Source organism: Hydrogenophaga sp. GW456-12-10-14-TSB4, from assembly GCF_059424305.1.
The window spans coordinates 1-23,959 of the sequence record NZ_JBWKZH010000024.1; the positions used below are offsets into that span (position 1 = coordinate 1).

Here is a 23,959-nt window from a genome sequence, read left to right on the forward strand (position 1 = left end):
GGCATGGAGGGCTTGAGGTGTCAGCGCGGGGCCGGAAAGCAAAAAGCCGCCAGGAAAACCGGGCGGCTTTGAGAGCTGCGGAGCTTGTCGGAAGAGGGTGGGGCTGAAAAGCGTCCCGTTGTCATGAATTCATTATGCACGAGTCGTGTGACCCGGAAACCCCTGTGTCAACGCGGCCCCACACCGCCCGATCCGGGCGGTCAGGCGGCCTTCTTGAGGGCCTTGACGGCCTTGAGGACCTCTTCCACGTGGCCGGGCACTTTCAGGCCGCGCCACTCCTGCTTGAGCACGCCGTCCGGACCGATCAGGAAGGTGCTGCGCTCGATGCCCTTGACCTTCTTGCCGTACATGATCTTGTTCTTGACCACGCCGAACATGTGGCACATCTTCTCTTCGGTGTCTGCGATCAGCTCGAAGGGCAGTTCCAGTTTGGTCTTGAAGTCGTCGTGCGACTTCATGTTGTCGCGCGACACACCGAACACCTGCGCACCGGCCTTCACAAAGTCCTTGTACTTGTCACGGAATTGCATGGCCTCGGTGGTGCAACCGGGGGTGTTGTCCTTGGGGTAGAAATACAGAACGATGGTCTGGCCGAGGTGCGTCTGGTTGCTGACCTTCACGCCGCCGGTGGCCTGCGATTCGAATTCGGGAATGGGTTTGTTGACAACGACTGCCATACTGCGTGGACCCCTGACGTAAGTTGGTGGTGATTCGTTGGCTTCCCGGCTGCTTCGCGACGGCCTGGCATGCGGGATGCAGGCGGCGCCACGGCAGGAAACAATCCGCTATTTTACCCTGAATGGGCGTTCCCGTCACCCGCCAGGGCCGCGGGACAAGACAGATAGGGGGGATGCAGGCCTCAGGCCTCGACCAACAGCGCTGCCACCACCCGGCGGCCTTCCCCGGCCAGGATGTTGTAGGTGCGGCAGGCGGCGGCGGTGTCCATGGTTTCCACGCCGATGCGGCGTTCCATCAGGCCCTGCAGCATCGCCGGTCGCACGAAGCGCAGGCGTGAGCCGCTGCCGAACACCACCAGCTCGGGGGGCTCGGGCATGAGCCCGATCAATTGCTCGAAGTGCGCCGCGGTGAGGTCTTCAAAGCGCTGGCAGTCCCAGGGCATCAGCTGGCCGCCCGAGGTCAGGACGAGGCTGCCAGCGTGGCGCTGGCCGTTCACGGCGATCCATCCCTCGCCATAGGAGGTGATGGACTGCGTGTCCAGCTTGTCGGCATGGAGTTTCATGGGGAGGCGTGCGATCGGAAGGGCTGGGGAACTGTGGTCAAATTGCAGGTTTTCCCTGCTGACGAGACCGAATATAACGCCCGGTGCACCTCGGCGGGGCATGTCTGCCTTGACCCCACAACCCCTTCCGGAGGGCCTTTGAAAAGCATCCAGAAATCCGCCAAGCTGGCCAACGTCTGTTACGACATCCGCGGGCCCATCATGGACGCGGCGCGTCAGATGGAGGAAGAAGGCCACAAGATCATCAAGCTCAACATCGGCAACCTGGCGGTGTTCGGCTTCGATGCGCCCGAGGAGATCCAGCAGGACATGATCCGCAACCTGCCGAATTCGGCAGGTTATTCGGACAGCAAGGGCATCTTCGCGGCGCGCAAGGCGGTGATGCACGAGACGCAGAAGCAGGGCATCAAGGGCGTGGCCCTGGAAGACATCTACCTCGGCAACGGCGCGAGCGAGCTGATCGTGATGGCGACCAATGCCTTGCTGGACAACGGTGACGAGCTGCTGCTGCCGGCACCGGACTACCCGCTCTGGACGGCAGCGGCCAGCCTGTCGGGCGGCACGCCGGTGCACTACATGTGCGAAGAGTCCAACGGCTGGATGCCGGACATCGACGACATCCGCCGCAAGATCACGCCGGCCACCAAGGGCATCGTGGTGATCAACCCGAACAACCCGACGGGCGCGCTGTATTCCGACGACCTGCTCAAGGCCATCGTGGAACTCGCGCGCGAGCACGGCCTGGTGATCTTTGCCGACGAGGTGTACGACAAGGTGCTGTACGACGGTGCCAGGCACACGGCGATCGCCAGCCTGTCGGAAGACGTGCTGACGCTGACCTTCAACTCGCTTTCCAAGAGCTACCGCTCGTGCGGCTACCGCGCGGGCTGGCTCGTGGTGTCGGGCAACAAGAAGCCCGCCAAGGACTACATCGAGGGCCTGAACATGCTCTCGAACATGCGCCTGTGCGCGAACGTGCCGGGCCAGTGGGCGATCCAGACCGCCCTGGGGGGGTATCAGAGCATCAACGACCTGGTGTGCGAAGGCGGCCGCCTGCGCCGCCAGCGCGACCTCGCCTACGAGCTCATCACCGCCATCCCGGGCGTGAGCTGCGTCAAGCCATCGGCCGCGCTCTACATGTTCCCCCGGCTCGACCCGAAGATGTACCCGGTCGAGGACGATCAGCAGATGTTCCTGGAGCTGCTCCAGGAAACGCGCGTGATGCTGGTGCAGGGCTCCGGGTTCAACTACCCGGACAACCAGCATTTCCGCATCGTGTTCCTGCCGCACGAAGACGACCTGCGCGAGGCCATCCAGCGCGTGGCCAAGTTTCTCGAAGGCTGGCGAAAACGCCACGCCTGATTTTTCCGCTTTCCAACCATGACCGACATGAAACCGATCCAAGTAGGCCTCCTGGGCATAGGCACCGTAGGCAGTGGCACCTTCAACGTGCTCCAGCGCAACCAGGAAGAGATTCGCCGGCGCGCCGGTCGTGGCATTGAAATCACCATGGTGGCCGACCTGGACGTGGCCCGTGCGCAGGCCATCGTGGGTCCCGATGTGAAGGTCGTGAACGACGCCCGCGCCGTGATCGCCAACCCCGAGATCGACATCGTGATCGAGCTCATCGGCGGTTATGGCATCGCCAAGGCCCTGGTGATGGAAGCCATTGCCGCCGGCAAGCACGTGGTCACCGCCAACAAGGCCCTGCTGGCCGTACACGGTACCGAGATTTTTGCGGCCGCATCGGCCAAGGGCGTGATGGTGGCCTTCGAGGCCGCCGTGGCCGGTGGCATTCCCATCATCAAGGCGCTGCGCGAGGGCCTCACCGCCAACAGCATCCAGTGGATCGCCGGCATCATCAACGGCACGACCAACTTCATCCTCTCCGAGATGCGCGACAAGGGCCTGGACTTCGCCGTCGTGCTCCAGGAAGCGCAGCGGCTGGGCTATGCCGAGGCCGACCCCACCTTCGACATCGAAGGGGTGGACGCGGCCCACAAGGTCACGCTCATGAGCGCGATCGCCTTCGGCATCCCGGTCCAGTTCGACAAGGCCTACGTGGAGGGCATCACCCAACTGGGCGCCACCGACATCAAGTACGCCGAACAGCTCGGCTACCGCATCAAGCTGCTGGGCATCACCAAGCGCACGGCGAAGGGCATCGAGTTGCGCGTGCACCCGAGCCTGGTGCCGGCCAAGCGCCTGATCGCCAACGTGGAAGGCGCGATGAACGCCGTGGTGGTCAACGGCGACGCCGTGGGCACCACGCTCTATTACGGCAAGGGCGCGGGCAGCGAGCCCACGGCCAGCGCCGTCATCGCCGACCTGGTGGACATCACCCGCCTGCACACCGCCGACCCGCACCACCGCGTGCCGCACCTGGCCTTCCAGCCCGATGCCCTGAGCGATGTCGCGGTGCTGCCCATGAGCGAGGTGGTGACGAGCTACTACCTGCGCCTGCGCGTGGCCGACCAGGCCGGCGTGCTGGCCAAGGTCACCGGCCTGCTGGCCGGCGCGGGCATCAGCATCGACGCGGTGCTGCAGCGCGAGGCCGACGAGGTGAGCGGCGAAGGCGGCACCTCCACCGACCTCATCATCCTCACGCACGACACGCGCGAGGGCACCATGAACGACGCCCTGGCGCAACTGCAGACCTTGCCGACCGTGCTGGCGCCCATCGTGCGCATCCGCAAGGAAGAGCTCAACTGATGCGATACCTCTCGACCCGCGGTCATGCCGACCGCAAGCGCTTCTGTGAAATCCTGCTGGAAGGCCTGGCGCCCGACGGCGGTCTCTACCTGCCCGAGCGTTATCCGCAGGTCGATGCCGCCGCGCTGCAGCGCTTGCGCGAGGCATTCAACGGCGGGCGGACCGGCGGCTATGCCGCGCTGGCGTTCGAGATCCTCTCGCTCTACATCGACGACATTCCCGCCGCCGATCTGCGCGCGCTGTGCGAGAAGACCTACACCGAGGCGGTGTTCGGCACGCCGCAGATCGTGCCGTTGAAGAAGCTGGAAGAAGGCTTCTACCTGGAAGCCCTGTCCAACGGCCCCACGCTGGCCTTCAAGGACATGGCGATGCAGCTGCTGGGCAACCTGTTCGAGTACGAGCTGGCGCGCCGCGGCGAAGAGCTCAACATCCTGGGCGCGACCTCCGGCGACACCGGCAGCGCGGCCGAGTACGCCATGCGCGGCAAGCACGGCGTGCGTGTGTTCATGCTCAGCCCGCACGGTCGCATGAGCCCGTTCCAGCAGGCGCAGATGTTCAGCCTGACGGACGAGAACATCCACAACATCGCGATCGAAGGTGTGTTCGACGATTGCCAGGACATTGTCAAGGACGTCAGCAACGACCTCGCGTTCAAGCGCGCCCACAAGATCGGCACCGTGAACTCGATCAACTGGGCCCGCCTGCTGGCGCAGGTGGTGTACTACTTCGCCGGCTACTTCCAGGCCACGGCGGAGAACACCGAGCGGGTGTCGTTCACCGTGCCCAGCGGCAACTTCGGCAACGTCTGCGCGGGCCATGTGGCGCGGCAGATGGGGCTGCCGATCCGCACGCTGGTGGTGGCCACGAACGAGAACGATGTGCTCGACGAGTTCTTCCGCACCGGCGTGTACCGTGTGCGCGGCAGTGCCGACACGCATGAGACTTCCAGCCCGTCGATGGACATTTCCAAGGCCAGCAACTTCGAGCGCTTCGTGTTCGACCTGCTGGGACGCGACGGCGACCGTGTCAAGGCCTTCTTCGGGGAAGGCCTGTCGCGCGAGGGCCGCTTCGACCTGAGCACCGACCCGGTGTTCGCGGAGGCGGCAAGCCACTATGGTTTCCGCAGCGGGAAAAGCACGCATGCCGACCGGCTCGACACCATCCGGGACGTGTTCCAGCGGCACCGCCTGATGATCGACACCCACACCGCCGACGGCGTGAAGGTGGCGCGCGAACACCGCGAAGCAGGCACGCCCATGGTGGTGCTGGAGACCGCCTTGCCAATCAAATTCGCCGAGACCATCGTCGAAGCCCTGGGCCGCCAGCCCGATCGCCCGGCGCAGTTCCAGGGCATCGAGGACCTGCCCAAGCGGGTCAAGGTCATGCCGGCCCGCACGGCGGTCGTGCAGGCCTTCATCGCCGAGCACTGCGCGCCGGCATGAAGGTGGTCGGATTCGCAGGCTACTCCGGATCCGGCAAGACCACGCTGGTCGAACAACTGATTCCCGCGCTGCAACTGCGCGGGCAACGCGTCTCGGTGGTCAAGCACGCCCACCATGACTTCGACATCGACCACCCCGGCAAGGACACCTGGCGCCACCGCGAGGCCGGCGCCTTCGAGGTGCTGGCCGCCTCATCCCGTCGGCTGGTGATCATGCGCGAGCTGCAGGGGCGCGTGGAGCACTCGGTGCACAGCCTCATCGCCGAGCTGCACCCGGCGGTGGACTGGGTGCTGGTCGAAGGCTTCAAGGACAGCGACCTCCTCAAGGTCGAGGTCTGGCGCGAAGCCCATGGCAAGCCTGTGCGCTACCGCTCGGATGAGCGCGTTGTCGCCGTCGTGACCGACAGCCCGCAGGCCTTGCCCGACCCCACCCCACGCACCGTGCTGGATTTGAACCGCCCCGATGACGTGGCGCTGTGGTTGCTCGACAATGCAGACCGCTTCGCCTATCGGGCCCACCCGCCTTCCACGACGCCATGAACGCCTCCCAAGCTCCCGCGCGCGCACCGTTGATGTCGCTGGCCGACGCCATGACCGACCTGCTGGGCCGTGTCGAGGCGCTGAGCGCGACCGAGACGGTTGCCACCTTCGACGCCGACCGCCGTGTGCTCGCGCAGGACCTGGTCTCGGCCCTGCAAGTGCCGCCGAACGACAACTCGTCCATGGACGGCTACGCGGTGCGCGCGGCCGACGTGACCGAAGCGGGCAAGGTGCTGCGGGTGAGCCAGCGCATCGCCGCCGGCCACGCGGGCCAGCCCCTGGAGCCGGGCACTTGCGCGCGCATCTTCACCGGCGCGCCCATGCCGGCCGGCGCCGATGCGGTGGTGATGCAGGAAGACACCGTCGAGGTGGGCGGCGATATCCACGCGGTGCACATCCAGGCGTTGCCCGAGCCCGGGCAGTGGGTGCGCCGCGCGGGCGAGGACGTGACGCGAGGCGCCGTGGTGCTCGCCAAGGGCGAGCGGCTCTCGCCCGCGAGCCTGGGACTGGCCGCGAGCCTGGGCCTGGCACACCTGACGGTGCGGGCACGCCCGCGCGTTGCGCTGTTCTCCACCGGCGACGAACTCGTGATGCCCGGCGAGGTGCCGCCCGAGGCCATGAAGCCCGGCGCGATCTACAACTCCAACCGCTTCTTCCTGCGCACGCTGCTCCAGCGCATGGGCTGCGAGGTGAGCGACCTGGGCATCGTGCCCGACCGGCGCGAGGCCACGCTGGCCGCACTCAAGACCGCCGCCGACCACCACGACCTGATCCTCACCAGCGGCGGCGTGTCGGTGGGCGAGGAAGACCACATCAAGCCCTCGGTGCAACAGTTGGGCAGCCTGGACCTGTGGCAGATCGGCATGAAGCCGGGCAAGCCCTTTGCCTACGGCACGGTGCGGCGAGATGGGGGCGCCGGTGCCGCCGCCGGCGAAACCTGCCATTTCATCGGCCTGCCGGGCAACCCGGTGTCCAGCTTTGTCACCTTCCTGTTGCTGGTGCGGCCTTTCCTGCTCAAGCTGCAGGGCGTGCCGGCGGACCGTTTCCAGGCGCTGCCGCCAGCCACCACGCTGCCGGCGCATTTCACCGTGGCGCGCGCCGACAAACGACGCGAGTTCCTGCGCGTGCGCCGCAATGCGGCGGGCGGGCTGGACCTGTTTCCCAACCAGAGCTCAGGCGTGCTGACGTCGGTGGTCTGGGGCGATGGCCTGGTCGACAACCCGGCCGGCACCACCATCGCCCACGGCGACCCCGTGTCCTACATCTCCTTCGCGGACCTGCTCGCATGAAAGTCCAGCTGCGCTATTTCGCCGCCATCCGTGAGGCCCTGGGCACGGGCAGCGAACCGGTGGAAACCCAGGCCGCCACGCTCGCTGCCCTGCGTGCCGAACTCGTGGCACGCGGGGGGGCGTACGCCGACGTGCTGGCGCCGGGGCGGGCGGTGCGCGTCGCCCTGAACCAGGCCATGAGCGACGAATCCGCTTCGCTCATCGAGGGCGCGGAAGTCGGCTTCTTCCCGCCCGTCACGGGAGGCTGAGATGGGCAGTCGCGTCCGCATCCAGAGCGAAGACTTCGACCTCAGCGCCGAGGTCGCGCAACTGCGCCTGCAGGACGCACGGGTCGGTGCGGTGTGCAGCTTCATCGGCACCGTGCGGGACCGCAACGACGGCCAGAGCGTGAGCACGATGGAGCTCGAGCACTACCCCGGCATGACCGAAAAGTCGATCGAGGCCATGATCGACGAGGCCTTCCGGCGCTTCGATCTCTATGGCGCACGCGTGATCCACCGCGTGGGCCTGTTGCAGCCGCTCGACCAGATCGTGCTCGTGGCTGTCACCTCCGCGCACCGGGGCGAGAGCTTCCAGGCTTGCGAGTTCCTCATGGACTACCTCAAGACCCAGGCCCCGTTCTGGAAGAAGGAGCAGACGCCCGACGGCGCGCGTTGGGTCGACGCCCGCGTGAGCGACGACGCGGCGCTCGCGCGCTGGGGCATCGAGGCGCGCAACGGCTGACATGACCCGCACCGCCGACGTCGAGGCCATCGAACGCGCCACGCTGCAGGCGGTGGCGCCCGAGGTGGTGGAAGCGATGCCGGGCTGGTTGTTGCCCATGGACAGCGGCACCGTGGGCCGCGCGCGCAGCGCCGTGCCCCTGCACCATGAACCGCCCGATCTGGGCTTGCTGGCATCGATCCTGGCGCGGTACGAAGACCGCGGCTTCACCCCCGCGTTCCGCCTGCCCGACCTGCCCGCGTTCGAGCCCTTCCAGCAGGCCTTGCAGCAGCAGGGGTTCGAGCGCCTGCAGCCCACGTTGACGCAGACCGCACCGATCGAGGTGCTGCAGAGCCTCGAGGCCGATCCGGCCGCCGACCTGGCCGACACGCCCGACGCCGCCTGGATGGCCATGTTCCTGGGCGAGGGCCTCGACCCGGTGGACGGGGCGATTCGCGCCCGCTCCCTGAGCCGCGCCACGGGCACGCGGTATGCCAGCCTGCGCGAGAACGGCCACACCCTGGCCTGCGGTGCGGCCTCGTTCGGAGAGGGCTGGCTGGGCGTGCACGGCATGCGCACCGCGGCCGCGCAACGGGGCAGGGGGCTGGCCGCGCGCGTGCTGCGCGCGATGGCGCGGGAGGCCGCGCAACGGGGCATCTCGCAAGCCTTCCTGCAGGTCGACGCCAGCAACGCCCCGGCGCTCGCGCTCTACCGAAGGCTGGGCTTTTCCACGGCCTGGCCTTACGCTTACTGGCGCCGCGCCTTGAAAACCGGGTGATCGGCGCCACCTGTGGGGCAATTCTGAATTCACGGAGAGCCTTTTCATGCGTCTCGACAAACTCACCACCAAGTTCCAGGAAGCCCTCGGCGAAGCGCAAACGCTGGCCCTGGGCGCCGACAACGCCTACATCGAACCCGCCCACCTGCTGCTGGCCTTGCTGCGCCAGGCCGACGGCCCGCAGTCGCTGCTGCAGCGCGCGGGCGTCAACGTGCCGGGCTTGGCCAAGGCCGCGGAAGCGGCGGTCAAACGCCTGCCCGAAGTGCAGGGGCAAGAGCAGGTGCAGGTCGGCCCCGAGCTGGCCAAGCTGCTGCAGGCCACCGAAAAGGAAGCCCTCAAGCGCGGTGACCAGTTCATCGCCAGCGAGCTTTTCCTGCTGGCCGTGACCGACCACAAGGGCGAGCTTGGCCGCATCGCCAACGAGAACGGCCTGAACCGCAAGAGCCTGGAGGCGGCCATCACCGCCGTGCGCGGCGGGCAGAAGATGGACAGCCCCGAGGCCGAAGGCCAGCGCGAAGCCCTCAAGAAATACACGCTGGACCTCACCGAGCGCGCCCGCCTGGGCAAGCTCGATCCGGTGATCGGCCGCGACGACGAGATCCGCCGCGCCATCCAGGTGCTGCAACGCCGCACCAAGAACAACCCCGTGCTCATCGGCGAACCCGGTGTGGGCAAGACCGCCATCGTCGAAGGCCTGGCGCAGCGCATCGTGGCCGGTGAAGTGCCCGACTCGCTCAAGGGCAAGCGCGTGTTGAGCCTGGACATGGCCGCGCTGCTGGCCGGCGCCAAGTTCCGCGGCGAGTTCGAGGAGCGCCTCAAGACCGTGCTCAACGAACTGGCCAAGGACGAGGGCCAGACCATCGTCTTCATCGACGAGCTGCACACCATGGTGGGTGCGGGCAAGGCCGAAGGCGCGATGGACGCGGGCAACATGCTCAAGCCGGCCCTGGCGCGCGGCGAGCTGCACTGCGTGGGTGCCACCACGCTCGACGAATACCGCAAATACATCGAGAAGGACGCCGCGCTGGAGCGCCGCTTCCAGAAGATCCTGGTGGGCGAGCCCAGCGTGGAAGCGACCATCGCCATCCTGCGCGGCCTGCAGGAGAAATACGAAGTGCACCACGGCGTGCAGATCACCGACCCGGCCATCGTGGCCGCGGCCGAGCTGAGCCACCGCTACATCACCGACCGTTTCCTGCCCGACAAGGCGATCGACCTGATCGACGAGGCCGCGTCCAAGATCAAGATCGAACTCGACTCCAAGCCCGAGGTGATGGACCGGCTCGACCGCCGCCTGATCCAGCTGCAGATCGAACGCGAAGCCGTGCGCCGCGAGAAGGACGAGGCGTCGCAGAAGCGCTTCGGCCTGATCGAGGAAGAGATCGTTCGGCTGGAGAAAGAGATCTCCGACTACGACGAAATCTGGAAGGCCGAGAAGGCCGCCGCGCTCGGCTCCAAGGACGTGATGGAAGAGATGGACCGCATCCGCTCGCAGATCAAGACCTTCACCGACAAGGGCGACTTCAACAAGGTCGCCGAGCTGCAATACGGCAAGCTGCCCGAACTGGAAAAACGCCTGAAGGACGCGCAGGCCGTCGAGTCGGGCAAGGCGCTGAACAAGGACGGCAAGGGACGCCCGCAGCTGCTGCGCACGCAGGTCGGCGCCGAAGAGATCGCCGAGGTCGTGGCGCGCGCCACCGGCATTCCGGTGTCCAAGCTCATGCAGGGCGAGCGCGACAAGCTGCTGCTGATGGAGGGCAAGCTGCACGAGCGCGTGGTCGGCCAGGACGAGGCCATCGGTGCCGTCGCCAACGCCATCCGCCGTTCGCGCTCGGGCCTGTCCGACCCGAACCGCCCGACCGGCTCCTTCCTCTTCCTCGGCCCCACCGGCGTGGGCAAGACCGAGCTGTGCAAGGCGCTGGCCGGCTTCCTGTTCGACAGCGAAGACCACCTCATCCGCATCGACATGAGCGAGTTCATGGAGAAGCACTCGGTTGCCCGCCTGATCGGCGCGCCGCCCGGCTACGTGGGCTACGAGGAGGGTGGCTACCTCACCGAGGCGGTGCGCCGCAAGCCCTACAGCGTGGTGCTGCTCGACGAGGTCGAGAAGGCCCACCCCGACGTGTTCAACGTGCTGCTGCAGGTGCTCGACGACGGCCGCCTGACCGACGGCCAGGGCCGCACCGTGGACTTCAAGAACACCGTGATCGTCATGACGAGCAACATCGGCTCGCACATGATCCAGGCCATGGTGGGCTCGCCCTACGACGAGGTGAAGGAAGCGGTGTGGGACGAGCTCAAGAACCACTTCCGGCCCGAGTTCCTCAACCGCATCGACGAGACGGTGGTGTTCCACGCGCTCGACGCGCAGCACATCGAGTCCATCGCCGCGATCCAGCTCAAGGTGCTTGAAGCGCGCCTGGCCAAGATGGATCTGCACCTGAATGTGTCGTCCGCGGCCCTGGCTGAGTTGGCCAAGGTCGGTTTCGATCCGGTCTTCGGTGCGCGCCCGCTCAAGCGCGCGATTCAGCAGCGCATCGAGAACCCGCTGTCGAAGTACCTGCTCGAAGGGCGCTATCCGCCGAAGTCGTCCATTCCGGTGGATGTCGATCCGGTGCAGAACCCCGGCGTGTTCGAGTTCGGCGACGCGGTCGTCCCGGCCTGACGCCCTGCGACCCCGTCCGTCGTGGATGGGGTCGGGGCTCTACCCTTGAGAGGAGGGGCGGCCTATCATGAAACCCATGACGCAGATCCCTCCCTCGCTTCCCCTGCGGGCGCTGTTCGACGCGCAATACAACGCCAGCCGCGCCCAGGTGGAGGTTCCCCTGGCACTGCGGCGCGACCGGCTGGGCCGGCTGCGGGCCCTGATCGACACCCACGCCTTGGCGCTGGCCGAGGCGGTGGAGGCCGACTTCGGCGTGCGTTCAGCCCAGCTCACCGAGGCGGCGGACCTGTTCGTGCTGCGCGCCGGCATGGCACAGTTGCACAAGCACCTGCCGGCCTGGATGAAACCGCAGCGCGTGGCCACGCCCCTGTATCTGCAGCCTGCGCGCGCCCACATCCAGCGCCAGCCCCTGGGTGTCGTCGGTGTCATCGGTCCCTGGAACTACCCGCTGCAGCTCACGTTCGGACCGGCCGCCGCCGCGCTCGCGGCCGGCAACCGCGTGATGCTCAAGCCCAGTGAACTCACGCCCCACAGCTCGGGCCTCATGGCCAGGCTGGTGCAAGACGCTTTCTCTGCCGACGAATTCAGCGTGGTGCTGGGCGGGCCTGATGTGGCGCAGGACTTTTCCCGGCTGCCGTTCGACCACCTGTTCTTCACCGGGTCCACCCAGGTGGGTCGCCAGGTGGCGGCTGCCGCCGCGGCCAACCTCACGCCGACCACGCTGGAGCTGGGCGGCAAGTCGCCCTGCGTGATCGACGCCTCGTGCGACCTGGACGATGCCGCCGTCAAGATCGCCCACGGCAAGCTGCTCAACGCCGGCCAGACCTGCATCGCGCCCGACTACGTGCTGCTGCCGCGCGACCGGGAGGCTGCTTTCGAGCGCGCCTACACCGCCGCCGTCGCACGCCTGTTTCCGAACATCGCGGGCAACCCCGACTACGCGGCCATCGTGAGCGAGCGGCACCAGGCCCGCCTCGTCGCGCTGCTGGAAGAAGCCCAGGCCCGCGGCGCGCGCGTGGTGAATGTGGCACCGCCCGGTGGCGCCGGAAACGGTGCGCGCCAGATGAGCCCCACGCTGGTGTTCGACGCCGCGCCCGGCCTGCGGCTGATGAGCGAAGAGATCTTTGGCCCCATCCTGCCGGTGGTGCCTTACGACGGCATCGACGACGCCATCGCCTTCATCAACCTGCGCCCACGCCCGCTGGCGCTGTACTGGTTCGGCACCGACACCGCATCGCGCGACCGCCTGCTCAACCGCACGGTCAGCGGGGGCGTGACGGTGAACGACACCCTGATGCACATCGCGCACGAAGGCCTGCCTTTTGGCGGTGTGGGCGAGAGCGGCTGGGGCTCGTACCACGGCGAGGCCGGCTTCCTGCGCTTTTCGCAGCAGAAGCCGGTGCTGGTGCAATCGCGCTGGGCCATGGGCTGGCTGTTCTACCCGCCTTATGGGGCGCGGTTCCAGCGCGTGATGGGCATGCTCAAGCGGCTGTTCTGACCAGGTTCAAGGGTGTGCCCTTGGCTGTATTTGGTGCCTGAGTTTCGACATTTCAGGCCAAAGAGTATTCACTCCGTTCACAAGAGACGCGTCTTGGGCGCTGCTGCCTAGACTGCGCGTCGCGTCTGCAGTTCGCTCGGACGCGTCTTGAACAAAAACGAGGCTGCCCGCTATCTTGCGCGGGCCGGTGCTCATGGAGGGATCTCATGCTGCTCACTATTTCGCTGCGCCCTGGCGCGTGGCTCATTGGCGTTCGCGTTCTCCTTCTTGGTGTCTCCTGCATGGGAGCCGCCACCGCAGAGGCGCAAACCCTGGTCCCGGGCAAGCTGCCCGGCGCGTTTGCGGTGTCGCCCAGCGGAGCAGCGACATACCGGATCCCGATCGATGTGCCGCCCGGCGTGGCGGGCATGGAGCCCAAGCTGGCGCTGAGCTACAGCAACCAGGCGGGCAACGGGATCGTGGGGGTGGGGTGGAGCCTGGAGGGGCTCTCGGCGATCACGCGCTGCCCCAAGACGATGGCCACGGATGGTGTCAGAGGCAGCGTCAAGTACGACATGGAAGACAGGTTCTGCCTGGACGGACAGAGGCTGATCAACGTCGCCGGCGCGTACGGGGCTGCGGGCAGTGAATACAGAACGGAGCTGGAGAGTTTCAGCAAGGTCACGGCACAGGGGGCGGCCAACGGGAATGCGGCCCATGGTCCGCAGAGCTTCACGGTCAAGACCAAGGTGGGGTTGACGCTGGAGTTCGGCGGGACTGCGGACTCGCGGATCGAGGTGCAGGGCAAGAGCGTGGTGAGGGTGTGGGCGTTGAACCGGATGAACACGGAGGGTGGTGCGACCGGCGCCGGAAAAACCCGAGGCGTCTGGCGCGCCCGGATCAATTGAAGTCGATGTCGCTGCCGAGTCCAGCCACCACGTCGTCGCCAGCCGCGGCGCACTGCAGATAGCCTTGTTGCTGCAAGCGCTGCAGCAGTTCTTTCACATCGTTGCCCAGCAGGCCGACCAGTTCCTGCTCGCTGCGCCGGCCGTTGGCCAGCAGCAGAACGGTGTGGGTCTGGCGGCCCAGCGCGTCGGGCCAGGTGAGCGCGTCCCAGGCGCGGGACGTCTTGACGTAGCGTTGATGGCATTCCATGTTTGTTCTCCCCGAATCTCTCGGCACCATTCTGGCCCGAGCATGTTCCATGCTGCCTGTCAGTTATGACAGTTCTTTGAAGGGTGGGGAAGACAACGTCGCCGTGATGGTTTCAGCGCTGCTGGCCGTCTGCCCGCAAGCCCCAGCGCGTCGGCGGATGGCCCATGGCGGCCTTGAACATGGCGCTGAATGCGCTGTCGCTGGCGTAACCCGTGGCCGCCGCCACCTGACCGATGGACATGCCCCGGGCCAACATAGGCAAGGCGTGTGCCAGCACGGCCTGCTGCCGCCATTGCTGGTACGTGGTGCCGAGCTCCTCGCGGAACAGCCGCGCCACCGTGCGCTCGCTCGCCCCGGTGTCGGCCGCCCACTCGGCCAGCGTGGCGCGCTCGCCGGGCGCGCGCAGCACCGCTTCGCACAGGGCGCGCAGGCGCTTGTCGCGCGGCAGGGGCACGCCCAGGGGCTGGGTGTCGGCGTGCGCCAGTTCGTCCAGCACCAGGTCGGTGAGCAGGCGGTCGCGCGCGGGCTCGGCGGCGCGCCGGGTGGCGGCGTCCATGGCCTGGATCAGCTCGCGCAGCAAGGGCGAGACCACGATCATGCGGCAGGCCGTCCAGCCCGGCGGCGCGGCGCCGGCGTGGATGTAGAGCGTGCGCAGCTCGGCGGCTTCGCGCACCGTGACGGCGTGGCGCATGCCGGGTGGAATCCACACCGCGCGCGAGGGCGGCACGATGTAGGTCACCGCCTGCAGGCTCGGGTCGTCGGGCGAAGCCATCGCCTGCACGATGCCGGTGGTGCAGTAGGCCAGCTGTCCCCAGGGGTGGCGGTGCGGCTCGAAGTGCGTGTCCGCGCTCAGGTCGCGGGCGCGCACCCGCACCGGGCGGGCCGCGTCGGGCGTGAAGGGGTCGGTGTCGCCGACAGGCGTGGGGCCAGGACGGGGAGGGCGAGGCATCGTTTTGGTGCGTTGGCGGGTTTTCAATGAATTCTGACAGATCGTCGCAATTCGGCTGAGACGCGCGGGACTACGATCGCGCCATGTCTTCCTCCAGCACGACCTCCACCCTGCCGCCCGTGGCCCTGCGGCAGGACGCCAGCCTCATCGGGCTGGTGGGCCTGGCCCACATGGTCAGCCACTTCAGCCAGTTGCTGCTCGCGCCGCTGTTCCCCTGGCTCAAGGACGCCTTCAACGCCAGTTACGCCGAACTGGGTTTCCTGATGACCGTCTTCTTCGTGACCTCGTGTGCGGTGCAGGCCGCCTCGGGTTTCGTGGTGGACCGCCTCGGCCCGCGCCCGGTGCTGTTTGCCGGCCTGGCCCTGCTCGGGCTGGCGGCCTTCGGGTTCGCGGCCAGCACCCACTACTGGATGATGGCCCTCTTCGCCGTCGTGGCCGGCATCGGCAACGGCGTCTTCCATCCGGTGGACTACACCCTGCTCAACCGCAAGGTGAGCGCCCCTCGCCTGGGGCACGCCTACAGCGTGCACGGCATCACCGGCAGCCTGGGCTGGGCGCTTGCGCCGGCCATGATGGTGCCGATCGCCCTGGCTTACTCGTGGCGCGCGGCGTTGGCCAGCGCCGGGGTGCTGGCCTTCGTGGTGCTGGCCGTGCTGTGGTTCAACCGCGAGCGGCTCGCCCTGCCTGCCGCGCCCAAGCCCGCGCCGGGCGCGTCGCAGGGGGCGGTGGAAAACCCCATGGCCTTCCTGCGCATCCCGGCGGTGTGGATGTGCTTCGGTTTCTTCTTCTTTTACGCCATGGCGCTCAGCGTGGTGCAGGCCTTTGCGCCCGAGGCCGCGCGCCAGTTGCACGGCGTGCCGCTCGCGCTGGTGGCGGTGTGCCTGACGATCTACATGGTCTGCTCGGCCGGCGGCATGGTGCTGGGCGGCTTCCTCGCCGCCGACCCGGCGCGCTGCGAGCGCGTGGTGGGTGTGGGCTTCGGCCTGGCGGCCTGCATCGCGCTGGTGCTGGCCTTTGCCCACGTGCCGGCGGCGGCGGTGCCGGTGCTGTTCGGTGCCATGGGTTTCTCGGCCGGCATCGCCGGCCCCTCGCGCGACCTGCTGGTGAAGAAGTCCACGCCCGACAACGCCACCGGCCGCGTGTACGGTGTGGTCTATTCCGGGCTGGACATCGGCCAGGCGATCTCGCCGCTGATCTTCGGTGTGCTGATGGACCACGGCCAGTTCCAGGGCGTGCTGATCGGCCTGGCGGTGGTGCAGGCGGTGCTGATCGCGAGCGCCTTCAACGTGCGCCGCGTGCGGCGCACCGCCCTGGTGCCGGCCTGAGGTCGGCCGGGCACCGCCGACGCGGGTGATGCGCCCGGCTGCCGAATATTTGGCGCCCGTCATGCGGGGGGCCCTGCCAGCGGGTATAAAAGCAACCTGATACATCCACTTACCCGTTGTCAGATCCCTCCCACCGCCCATGACGGCGCCCTCCCGTTTGTTGCAGCAGTGCTTTCAGGAAGCACTCTCCGGCGCGCCCGACATGCTGGCGCGCTGCGCCGACGCGGCCATCGCCAGTTTGCAGGCCGCGGAAAAGGCGTCTCGGGAAGTGGCCCAGCGCGACCGCCTGGCCTTGGCCTGGTGGGGGCTGTTGCAGAACAAGATCCAGTGGGGCCGCAACTTCTCGCAGCACCTGCGCGATGCCCTGATGGCGTCGCCCGAGGCCAACAGCTCGCGCCCGGCCCTGTTGTCCGAGTCCTCCCTGCTGTCGCTGGTGGAGGACGACGCGGTCAACGAGTCGCTCGAATCGGCCCGGCTGGTGCACAGCCTCATGCCGGTGCTGGAGCCACAGCTGGGCGTGCTCGATGCCCTGATGAGTTCGGTGATCGGGCTGCAGACCGTGCAGGCCGAGCGCAACCCGATGCGGCCCTCGGTCTTCGTGCGGGCGCTGCGCGAACTCATGGCCTCTGCCGAGTCCGAGCCCGAGGTGCGTGCCCTGTGGTTGCGCCACATGGGCGACGCCCTGGGCCGAGAGCTGCAGAAACTCTATGAGCGCGTGGCGCTGATCCTGCAGCGCGCCAATGTGCAGGAAGCCGGCTACCGCGTGCGCCTGGTGGAGGAGTCCGGCGCTTCGACGCGGTCGGGCGGCCTGTCCACGCGCTCGGGCGGGCTGGGCCTGTCGTCCCGCGCGGCCGGCTTGGGCGTTCCGTCCAACAGCCATTGGCAGGACGCGGGCGACACCGGAGGCAGCGGTCACCACGCGCCGGGCTGGTCGAGCACCGATCAGCTCCCGCCCATGCAGACGCTGGCGCGCATGCAGCCGGCCGAGGATCACCAGGTCTTTCACGATTTCCTGAAGCAGGGTGGCAAGCACTTCGAGCGCCACCTGACCCCGGACTACTACGAGCAGGTGAGCGAAGAGCTCGCCGCCATCGAGGCGTTTGCCGCGATCCCGGTGCTCGACGAGTCCATGATCCTGGAGCAGCAGACGCAGTACCGCGATCTGCCGGTGGTGGACCGGCCGGCGCGCGAGATCGGCATCTCCAGCCAGCTCAGCCACAAGGCCTGGGGCACCTACGCCGCCGCGCACGAGCGCTCGCGCGTGCTCATGCACCTCAAGCAGAAGGCGCAGCGCGTCAGCCAGGCCGTGGGCCTGGACCTGGTGCGCACGCTGGTCAGCCAGGTGGCGAGCGACCCGCTGCTGCTCGGGCCGGTGCGCGAGGCGGTGGTGGCGCTGGAGCCGGCGCTGCTGCGCCTGGCCATGGCCAACCCGCGCTTCTTCAACGAAGACGAACACCCCGCGCGGCGCCTGATCGAGAGCGTGGCGCAGCGCAGCTTCAAGTTCAACGACGAATTCACCGAAGAGTTCGACAGCTTCTTCCAGCCGGTGCAGAGCGCGTTCAACGAGCTCAACGCCACCGCCACCCGGGACCCCCAGCCGTTCGCCGATGTGCTTGCCGAGCTGCGGCAGGGCTGGGAAGTCCAGGACCAGAAGGAGCTGGCGCTGCAGGACAACAGCCTGCAGTCCATCCGCTATGCCGAAGAGCGGCAGGCCATGGCCGACCAGATCGCCTGGGACCTGAGCCAGCGACCGGACGTGGACAACGCGCCCGGCGTCATCCTCGACTTTCTCTACGGCCCCTGGGCCCTGGTGATCGCCTCGGCCACGCTTCGCGAGCCGGACCAGTCCGACCCGGGCGGCTACCGCAAGATGGTGTCCAACCTGCTGTGGAGCGTGAAGAAGGAAGTCACGCTCAAGCGGCCCAAGGAGTTGTTCGCCATGGTCCCCGGCATGCTCGCCACGCTGCACGCCGGGCTGGACATGCTGGGCAAGACGCGCGAGGAGACCAAGCCGTTCTTCGACGCGCTGATGCGCCTGCACCAGCCGGTGCTGGGCCTGCGCCGCGCGCGCATCCGCGCCGACGCCAGTCACTCCGGCTTGCCGCAGATGGAGCATTCCGGCTCGATGCCGCTGGAGGACGTACCGTCGTCCATGTCCATGGAGCTCGACGAAACCCTGCCGGCCACGGCGGAGCAGCGCAAGCCGCGCCCCCGCGCCCAGCCCTGGCTGGGCAAGCGCGAGCTCGAGGCCGCCGGCTTCGAGGACACCATGCCGACCGACTACGGCGACCTCATCGAAACCCAGGTGCAGGCGCGCGCCAGCGAAGACGATTCGCAGGCCGCGGCCCTGGTCGAAGAAGCCGAGGAACTGGAAGACATCAACGCCGCCGCCACGCTGATGGGCCTGCACGAAGGCGACTGGGTCGACCTGTACTCGCACCGCGAATGGCTGCGCGCCCAGCTCATCTGGGCCAGCAGCAAGGGCACGCTGTTCATGTTTGTCAGCCGGGGCGGGCGGCCGCACTCCATGACCAAGCGCAGCTGCGAGCGCCTGATCGCCAGCCGCCTGCTGCGCCCGGTCAATGCCCAGCAGGGCGTGGTGAAAAAAGCGCTCGATGCCATGGCGGCCGAGCCGGCCCGGCGTGCGCCGGTCCCGGCCTGAGCCGGGCATGCGAAAAAGCGCCGACTCGCCGTTCAAGGACTGGATCGCCACCGCGTCGGTGCGCGCCAAGCCCTCGCTCACGGACTTCGACTTCCGCGGCGGCGCGGGCGAATTCAACAGCGTGCAATGGTTCGTGTTCGGCCAGGCCGACGAACTCCTGTCGCACCCGGCGCTGCGCCCGCTCGACATGGCCGCGCGCAACCGCCTCTGCGCGGCCCGGCTGGTGCATTTCCTCGACGACATGGCGCTCACCGAGCACCGCATCGTCAACGTGGCGGCCCAGGTCATCGCGGAAAACCGCCTGCGCGCCTTCGTGCCCGAACCGCTCGCCCTGGACGCCCTCAAGCTGTACACGGACGAGGGCTACCACGCCTACTTCACGGCAGCGGCGAGCCGCGCCATCCGCGAGGTGTTCGCGCTGGAGGCGCACGACGGGCCGAGCCTGAAGATCGCAACCATCGAGGCGCTGGTGGCCGGGGTGCCGCCGGCGCGGCGCGATCTCGCCTGGTTCATGGTCGGCTTCGTCGGCGAGACCATGATCACCAAGGCGATCGTCGATGTCATGCGCGGCACGGCGCACTCGGCGGTGCAGGGCATGCTGCTCGCGCACCTGGAAGACGAGTGGGTGCACGCCAAATACTTCGCCCACCTGTTCGAGCGGATCTGGCCCCTGCTGGACCGCGAGGGACAGGCCTTTTTAGGCCGTTTGCTGCCCGACATCGTCGCGGCCTTCCACACCTTTGACGAAGGCTTTCACCGGCGGCTGCTGGGCGAGGCCGGCCTCGACACCGCCGCCACCGAGCGCGTGCTGAGCAAGGTGAACGGCGAGCGCCTGCGCCAGGCCCACATGCGCAGCCGCTGCGGCAACACGCTTCAGGTGCTGGAGCGCAGCGGCGTGTTCAAGGACGATGCCTTGTGCGCGCTCTTCGTCCAGCGCGGCCTGCTTGACCGGGACCGCGCCTACTGAATCAGCGCCGGCGGTGGCGCAGCAGCCGCAGCCCGTTGAACACCACGAGCAGGCTGCCGCCCATATCGGCAAACACCGCCATCCACAGCGTGGCCTGACCCACCACGGCGAGGGCCAGGAACACCACCTTGATGCCCAGGGCCAGGGTGATGTTCTGCCACAGCACCGCCCGGGTGGCGCGCGACAGGTCGACGAATTCGGCCAGCTTGCGCGGGTCGTCGTCCATCAGGGCCACGTCCGCCGTCTCGATCGCGGTGTCGGTGCCCGCCGCTCCCATGGCGAAACCGATGTGGGCTTTGGCGAGCGCCGGGGCGTCGTTGATGCCGTCGCCCACCATGCCCACCACCGTGCCGTCGGCCGAGAGTGCCTCGATGGCCTGGAGCTTGTCTTGCGGCATCAGCTCGCTGCGCACGTCCTCGATGCCGACCTGCCGCGCGATCGCCTCGGCCGTGTGCCGGTTGTCACCGGTCAGCATCACCGGGCGGATGCCCAGCTGCTTCAGCTGTGCCACGGCCTCCACGCTTTCGGCGCGCACCTGGTCTGCAATGGCGAAGATGCCGATGGGCACGTCGCCGCGCACGAGCACCACGGCCGTCTTGCCCTGGGCCTCCAGCGCGTCCAGGCGCGCTTCCAGGTCCGGTGAGCATGCCGCCGACTCTTCCACCAGGCGGTGGTTGCCCAGTCGGTAGCGCTCGTTCGCGATGCGTCCCTCGACGCCGCGCCCCTGCAGCGCCTGGAAGTCGCTGACCTCCTGCAGCGCGCCCTTGCCGCGCGCGGCAATGGCCCGGGACACCGGGTGGTCGCTGCGGCTGGAGAGCGCGATCGCCAGCGCCAGCACCTCGTCTTCGCTGCCCTGCAACGCCTGGACGTCGGTGAGCACCGGCCGGCCCTGGGTCAGCGTGCCCGTCTTGTCCAGCGCCAGCACCTTCAGCCGATGGCCTTGCTCCAGGTGCAGGCCGCCCTTGACCAGGATGCCGCGCCGGGCGGCCGCGGTCAGCCCCGACACCACGGAGATCGGCGTGGACAGCACCAGCGCGCAGGGGCAGGCGATCACCAGCAGCACCAGGGCGCGGTAGACCCAGGTGAGCCAGTCCGCGCCTGTGAGCAGCAGCGGCGGCAGCACCGCGATGGCCACCGCCACGGCGAACACGGCGGGTGTGTAGTAGCGCGCGAAGGTGTCCACGAAGCGCTGGGTCGGCGCGCGGCTGGCCTGCGCTTCCTGCACCGCGCGGATGATCCGGGCCAGGGTCGAATCGTCGGCACGGGCGGAGACGGTGTACTGCAGCTCGCCGTTCTGGTTGATGGTGCCTGCGAACAAGGTGTCGCCCACCTGCTTGTCCACCGGCACACTCTCGCCGGTGATGGCGGCCTGATCGACCGCCGATGAGCCTGCGGTGACGGTGCCGTCGAGCGCGACGCGTTCGCCCGGGCGCACGCGCACCACCGCGCCCACCGCCACCGTGGCCGCCGGCACCGCCTGCCACGTGGTGCCTTGTTGCACCGTGGCCATGTCGGGTGCCATGGCCATCAGGCCTTCGATGGCGCGGCGCGCGCGGTCGAGCGACTTCTCTTCGATCATCTCCGCGATGGCGAACAGCACGATCACCATGGCCGCTTCCGGCCACTGGCCCAGGATGGCCGCGCCCGTCACCGCCACCGTCATCAGCGCGTTGATGTTGAGGTTGAAGCGGCGCAGGGCCACGAGCCCCTTGCGGTAGGTCTCCAGGCCGGCCAGCACGATGGCGCCGAGGGCGAGCGCCACGGCGCTGGCCGACGAGTCGCCGTAGGCCAGTGCCGCGAGCTCCGCCGCGAGCGCCAGCACGCCCCCCACGATCAGCTTCCAGGACGGCGTGCTGTTGGCGTGCGTGTGACCCGGTGCTTCCTCGTGTTCATGTTCGTGTTTGTGCCCAGGGTCGTGCTCGTGGTCCGCGTGGGCGGCCGCCGCAGGCGCCGCGTTCACCGTGCGGACGGCGATGGATCCCAGGCCCTTGCCCTGGGGCAGCGCGCGGCCCGGGCGCACCTCGAACCCCGACCGGGCCGCCGCCGCGATCAGTTCAGGTTCCGGAACGGCCTGGTGGGCGACGCGCACCGATCGGCGGATGAAGTCCGGCGTGACATCGTGAACACCGTCCACGCGCCGCAACTCCTTTTCCACCAGGTTGAACTCGGCGGCGCAGCACATGTCGGGCACCTGCAGCACGGTCGATGCAGCGGGGAGGGAAGTCGGGTTTTCTTTGTGCATGAGGGCATTTGAAACCCTGGAGCCGCTTTAGGGTCAAGCGCGAGGCCCGCATGCCCATGCGGGCGGGTGCGGCTTTGCCGCTGTGTCGGCTGGCTCCTACAACCGGCGTCGCCGTGCACCGACATGCCCGGCCGGCGCCTGCGCGGATCATCCGTTCAAGTCCAACACCGCACCGAGGAGACCCCCATGAACAGCACCGCCCGCCTGAGCCCGCCCCGCGACAGCGGCTGGCTCAACGTCTTTTCCAACGCCCTGGTCTGGCTGCTGTTCGCTGCCGCCGGCCTGCTGCTGATGTGGTTCGTGGCGGTGCTCGATGACGTGACGCAGCGCGGCGAACAGCGCCGCCTGCAGCAGCGCACGACGGGCTCGCTGATCCTGGCCGACGAGGCCGCGCGGCGCGGCTCGCTTCCGGCCGCCGTGCTGACAGCGAGCAACGAGGCGCTCATCACGCGTTGACAGTCGCCATGTCGAAATCCCATAATCCAGTTGATCAACTGGTTTTTGGGGTATCACATGGCATCGCGGGCAGAGAGTGAACTGAAGCGCCAGCACCTGACCGAGACGGCGGCCGATCTGGTCCATCGCCACGGTTTTGCCAACACTTCCCTGGCGGACATCGCCGCGGCGGCGCGCATCCCGCTGGGCAGCGTGCATTTCTATTTCCCGACCAAGGAGCTGCTCGCCAGCGCCATCATGGATTTGCGCGTCGGCGTCATCCAGGGCCGCCTGACGGCTTGGGACGCGCTCAAGAACCCGCGCGCCCGGCTCGCGTCGCTGGCCGATGTCTGGCTGCGCGACCGGGAGTCCGACACCCGGCACGGCTGCCCGGTCGGCAGCCTGTGCTACGAGCTGGGCAAGGACGGCGGGACGCTTGGCCAGCTGGCGTCAAAACCCTTCGCGCTGCTGATGGCGTGGTGCACGCGCCAGTTCACCGCCATGGGCCTCGCGCGCAGCGCGCACCAGCACGCCATTCAGCTGTTGTGTTCGCTGCAGGGCATGGGCGTGCTCGCGAACGCACTCAAGGATCCGAAGGTCATCGATACCCAGGCCAGGCAGATCAAGGCCTGGCTTCGCTCGCTGGAACCGCGCGCCAGCACCTGTTAGTTTTTTCACCCTGGAGTTTTGACGATGACATTTTTCGCTCGCACCTTGCTTGCATCGGCGTTGGTTTTCGGCGCCGTTGCGGCCTCTGCCGACGAGTTCGCGCCCTACGGCACCGCCAAGGTCGACATGCACGAGTACCCGACCATCAACGCCGTGTTCGATCTCAACTACGAGAACCCCGGCGACATGAACATCCTCTACAACTTCGTCAACAACACCCGCACGCCGCTCAAAGGCAAGATGGTGGTGGTGACGCACGGTCCCGAGCTTCGGGTATTCGCGAAAGAGAACTACGAGAAGTACCAGGGCATCGTCGACAAGATGGCCGAGCTGGCGAAGAACGGCGTCGAGTTCCGCATGTGCAGCAACGCCATGCGCGCCGCCGGTTTCCAGCCCAGCGACATGCACGGCTTCATCACGGTGGTACCGGCCGGGTTTCCGGAGATCGCCTACCTGCAGGCCCAGGGTTACCGCTACATCAACCCGATCCCGCTGCCCGTCAAGGACGTGCGCTACATGGACCAGCCGCAGTTGAAGAAGTGAGCGAGCCAGGTTTGCACCAGACACACGGGGCGCCAGCCGAGGGTGGGGCGCTCGCGGAACACCGCGTTGCGCCTCCGCTGCTGGACGATGCGCAGGCGCTCAGGAAAGCCTTGCTGGCGGTTGTCTCCGCAGCGCCCGCGCTGCGGGAAGCGCCGTGCGGGCATGGAG

23 protein-coding genes are annotated in these 23,959 nt (G+C 67.9%); 17 read left to right on the forward strand and 6 right to left on the reverse strand.

Annotated elements, in window-relative coordinates:
* Positions 1 to 200: 200 nt before the first annotated feature.
* Positions 201 to 677 (reverse strand): peroxiredoxin, encoded by a 477-nt coding sequence (locus tag AC07ZS_RS13470; RefSeq protein WP_204733070.1) that lies wholly within the window; start codon positions 675 to 677, stop codon positions 201 to 203.
* A gap of 182 nt (positions 678 to 859) precedes the next feature.
* Positions 860 to 1,240 carry an Mth938-like domain-containing protein gene (locus AC07ZS_RS13475; RefSeq protein WP_494799050.1) on the reverse strand — a complete coding sequence of 127 codons (381 nt, stop codon included), beginning with the start codon at positions 1,238 to 1,240 and terminating at the stop codon, positions 860 to 862.
* A gap of 138 nt (positions 1,241 to 1,378) precedes the next feature.
* Here AC07ZS_RS13475 and AC07ZS_RS13480 point away from each other — a divergent pair, with 138 nt between their 5' ends.
* From AC07ZS_RS13480 to AC07ZS_RS13530, 11 genes are all read left to right on the forward strand, one after another.
* Complete coding sequence (locus AC07ZS_RS13480; protein WP_494799051.1) at positions 1,379 to 2,602, forward strand: pyridoxal phosphate-dependent aminotransferase; 1,224 nt, start codon at positions 1,379 to 1,381, stop codon at positions 2,600 to 2,602.
* A 27-nt stretch (positions 2,603 to 2,629) separates the two neighbouring features.
* Positions 2,630 to 3,952 (forward strand): homoserine dehydrogenase, encoded by a 1,323-nt coding sequence (locus AC07ZS_RS13485; protein WP_494799052.1) that lies wholly within the window; start codon positions 2,630 to 2,632, stop codon positions 3,950 to 3,952.
* Complete coding sequence (gene thrC, locus AC07ZS_RS13490) at positions 3,952 to 5,394, forward strand: threonine synthase (protein ID WP_494799053.1); 1,443 nt, start codon at positions 3,952 to 3,954, stop codon at positions 5,392 to 5,394. Before AC07ZS_RS13485 ends, thrC begins: the two co-directional genes overlap by 1 nt.
* Complete coding sequence (mobB, locus tag AC07ZS_RS13495; protein WP_494799054.1) at positions 5,391 to 5,933, forward strand: molybdopterin-guanine dinucleotide biosynthesis protein B; 543 nt, start codon at positions 5,391 to 5,393, stop codon at positions 5,931 to 5,933. The genes thrC and mobB overlap by 4 nt, the downstream gene beginning before the upstream one ends.
* Entirely contained in the window at positions 5,930 to 7,222 is a 1,293-nt protein-coding gene (locus AC07ZS_RS13500; protein ID WP_494799055.1) for a molybdopterin molybdotransferase MoeA, read from the forward strand. Before mobB ends, AC07ZS_RS13500 begins: the two co-directional genes overlap by 4 nt.
* On the forward strand, positions 7,219 to 7,470 hold the full coding sequence (locus tag AC07ZS_RS13505) for a MoaD/ThiS family protein (protein ID WP_494799056.1): 252 nt from the start codon (positions 7,219 to 7,221) through the stop codon (positions 7,468 to 7,470). The genes AC07ZS_RS13500 and AC07ZS_RS13505 overlap by 4 nt, the downstream gene beginning before the upstream one ends.
* A 1-nt stretch (position 7,471) precedes the next feature.
* A complete protein-coding gene (locus tag AC07ZS_RS13510; RefSeq protein WP_494799057.1) occupies positions 7,472 to 7,945 on the forward strand; it encodes a molybdenum cofactor biosynthesis protein MoaE in 474 nt (157 codons plus the stop codon).
* Position 7,946: 1 nt separating this feature from the next.
* A complete protein-coding gene (locus tag AC07ZS_RS13515; protein WP_494799058.1) occupies positions 7,947 to 8,702 on the forward strand; it encodes a GNAT family N-acetyltransferase in 756 nt (251 codons plus the stop codon).
* Between the two features lie 46 nt (positions 8,703 to 8,748).
* Entirely contained in the window at positions 8,749 to 11,367 is a 2,619-nt protein-coding gene (gene clpB, locus AC07ZS_RS13520) for an ATP-dependent chaperone ClpB (RefSeq protein ID WP_494799059.1), read from the forward strand.
* 76 nt (positions 11,368 to 11,443) lie between these two features.
* Positions 11,444 to 12,865: a coniferyl aldehyde dehydrogenase gene (locus AC07ZS_RS13525; protein WP_494799060.1), complete on the forward strand. Its 1,422-nt coding sequence runs from the start codon at positions 11,444 to 11,446 to the stop codon at positions 12,863 to 12,865.
* 206 nt (positions 12,866 to 13,071) lie between these two features.
* Complete coding sequence (locus AC07ZS_RS13530) at positions 13,072 to 13,752, forward strand: SpvB/TcaC N-terminal domain-containing protein (RefSeq protein WP_494799061.1); 681 nt, start codon at positions 13,072 to 13,074, stop codon at positions 13,750 to 13,752.
* On the opposite strand, the gene AC07ZS_RS13535 is transcribed toward AC07ZS_RS13530, so the two are convergent.
* On the reverse strand, positions 13,745 to 13,999 hold the full coding sequence (locus AC07ZS_RS13535) for a hypothetical protein (protein ID WP_494799062.1): 255 nt from the start codon (positions 13,997 to 13,999) through the stop codon (positions 13,745 to 13,747). The genes AC07ZS_RS13530 and AC07ZS_RS13535 overlap by 8 nt on opposite strands.
* Positions 14,000 to 14,111: 112 nt before the next feature.
* Complete coding sequence (locus AC07ZS_RS13540; RefSeq protein ID WP_494799063.1) at positions 14,112 to 14,948, reverse strand: AraC family transcriptional regulator; 837 nt, start codon at positions 14,946 to 14,948, stop codon at positions 14,112 to 14,114.
* An 83-nt stretch (positions 14,949 to 15,031) separates the two neighbouring features.
* On the opposite strand from AC07ZS_RS13540, the gene AC07ZS_RS13545 reads away from it, so the two are divergent.
* From AC07ZS_RS13545 to AC07ZS_RS13555, 3 genes are all read left to right on the forward strand, one after another.
* A complete protein-coding gene (locus AC07ZS_RS13545) occupies positions 15,032 to 16,273 on the forward strand; it encodes an MFS transporter (RefSeq protein WP_494799064.1) in 1,242 nt (413 codons plus the stop codon).
* Between the two features lie 139 nt (positions 16,274 to 16,412).
* On the forward strand, positions 16,413 to 18,935 hold the full coding sequence (locus AC07ZS_RS13550; protein WP_494799065.1) for a DUF1631 family protein: 2,523 nt from the start codon (positions 16,413 to 16,415) through the stop codon (positions 18,933 to 18,935).
* Positions 18,936 to 18,942: 7 nt separating this feature from the next.
* Positions 18,943 to 19,902 carry a diiron oxygenase gene (locus AC07ZS_RS13555; RefSeq protein WP_494799066.1) on the forward strand — a complete coding sequence of 320 codons (960 nt, stop codon included), beginning with the start codon at positions 18,943 to 18,945 and terminating at the stop codon, positions 19,900 to 19,902.
* Between the two features lies 1 nt (position 19,903).
* Here AC07ZS_RS13555 and AC07ZS_RS13560 read toward each other — a convergent pair whose 3' ends face one another.
* Positions 19,904 to 22,144 (reverse strand): heavy metal translocating P-type ATPase, encoded by a 2,241-nt coding sequence (locus tag AC07ZS_RS13560; RefSeq protein WP_494799067.1) that lies wholly within the window; start codon positions 22,142 to 22,144, stop codon positions 19,904 to 19,906.
* Between the two features lie 186 nt (positions 22,145 to 22,330).
* On the opposite strand from AC07ZS_RS13560, the gene AC07ZS_RS13565 reads away from it, so the two are divergent.
* From AC07ZS_RS13565 to AC07ZS_RS13575, 3 genes are read left to right on the forward strand one after another with little or no spacing between them, the layout of a single operon-like run.
* The gene (locus tag AC07ZS_RS13565) at positions 22,331 to 22,600 is read left to right on the forward strand and encodes a hypothetical protein (protein ID WP_494799068.1); all 270 of its coding nucleotides are present in this window, start codon (positions 22,331 to 22,333) and stop codon (positions 22,598 to 22,600) included.
* Between the two features lie 30 nt (positions 22,601 to 22,630).
* Positions 22,631 to 23,248 carry a TetR/AcrR family transcriptional regulator gene (locus AC07ZS_RS13570; RefSeq protein WP_494799069.1) on the forward strand — a complete coding sequence of 206 codons (618 nt, stop codon included), beginning with the start codon at positions 22,631 to 22,633 and terminating at the stop codon, positions 23,246 to 23,248.
* 24 nt (positions 23,249 to 23,272) lie between these two features.
* Positions 23,273 to 23,791: a DsrE family protein gene (locus AC07ZS_RS13575; protein WP_494799070.1), complete on the forward strand. Its 519-nt coding sequence runs from the start codon at positions 23,273 to 23,275 to the stop codon at positions 23,789 to 23,791.
* Here the strand turns inward: AC07ZS_RS13575 and AC07ZS_RS13580 are convergent.
* Complete coding sequence (locus AC07ZS_RS13580) at positions 23,761 to 23,955, reverse strand: hypothetical protein (RefSeq protein ID WP_494799071.1); 195 nt, start codon at positions 23,953 to 23,955, stop codon at positions 23,761 to 23,763. The two genes, AC07ZS_RS13575 and AC07ZS_RS13580, sit on opposite strands and share 31 nt — an antisense overlap.
* Positions 23,956 to 23,959: the final 4 nt, after the last annotated feature.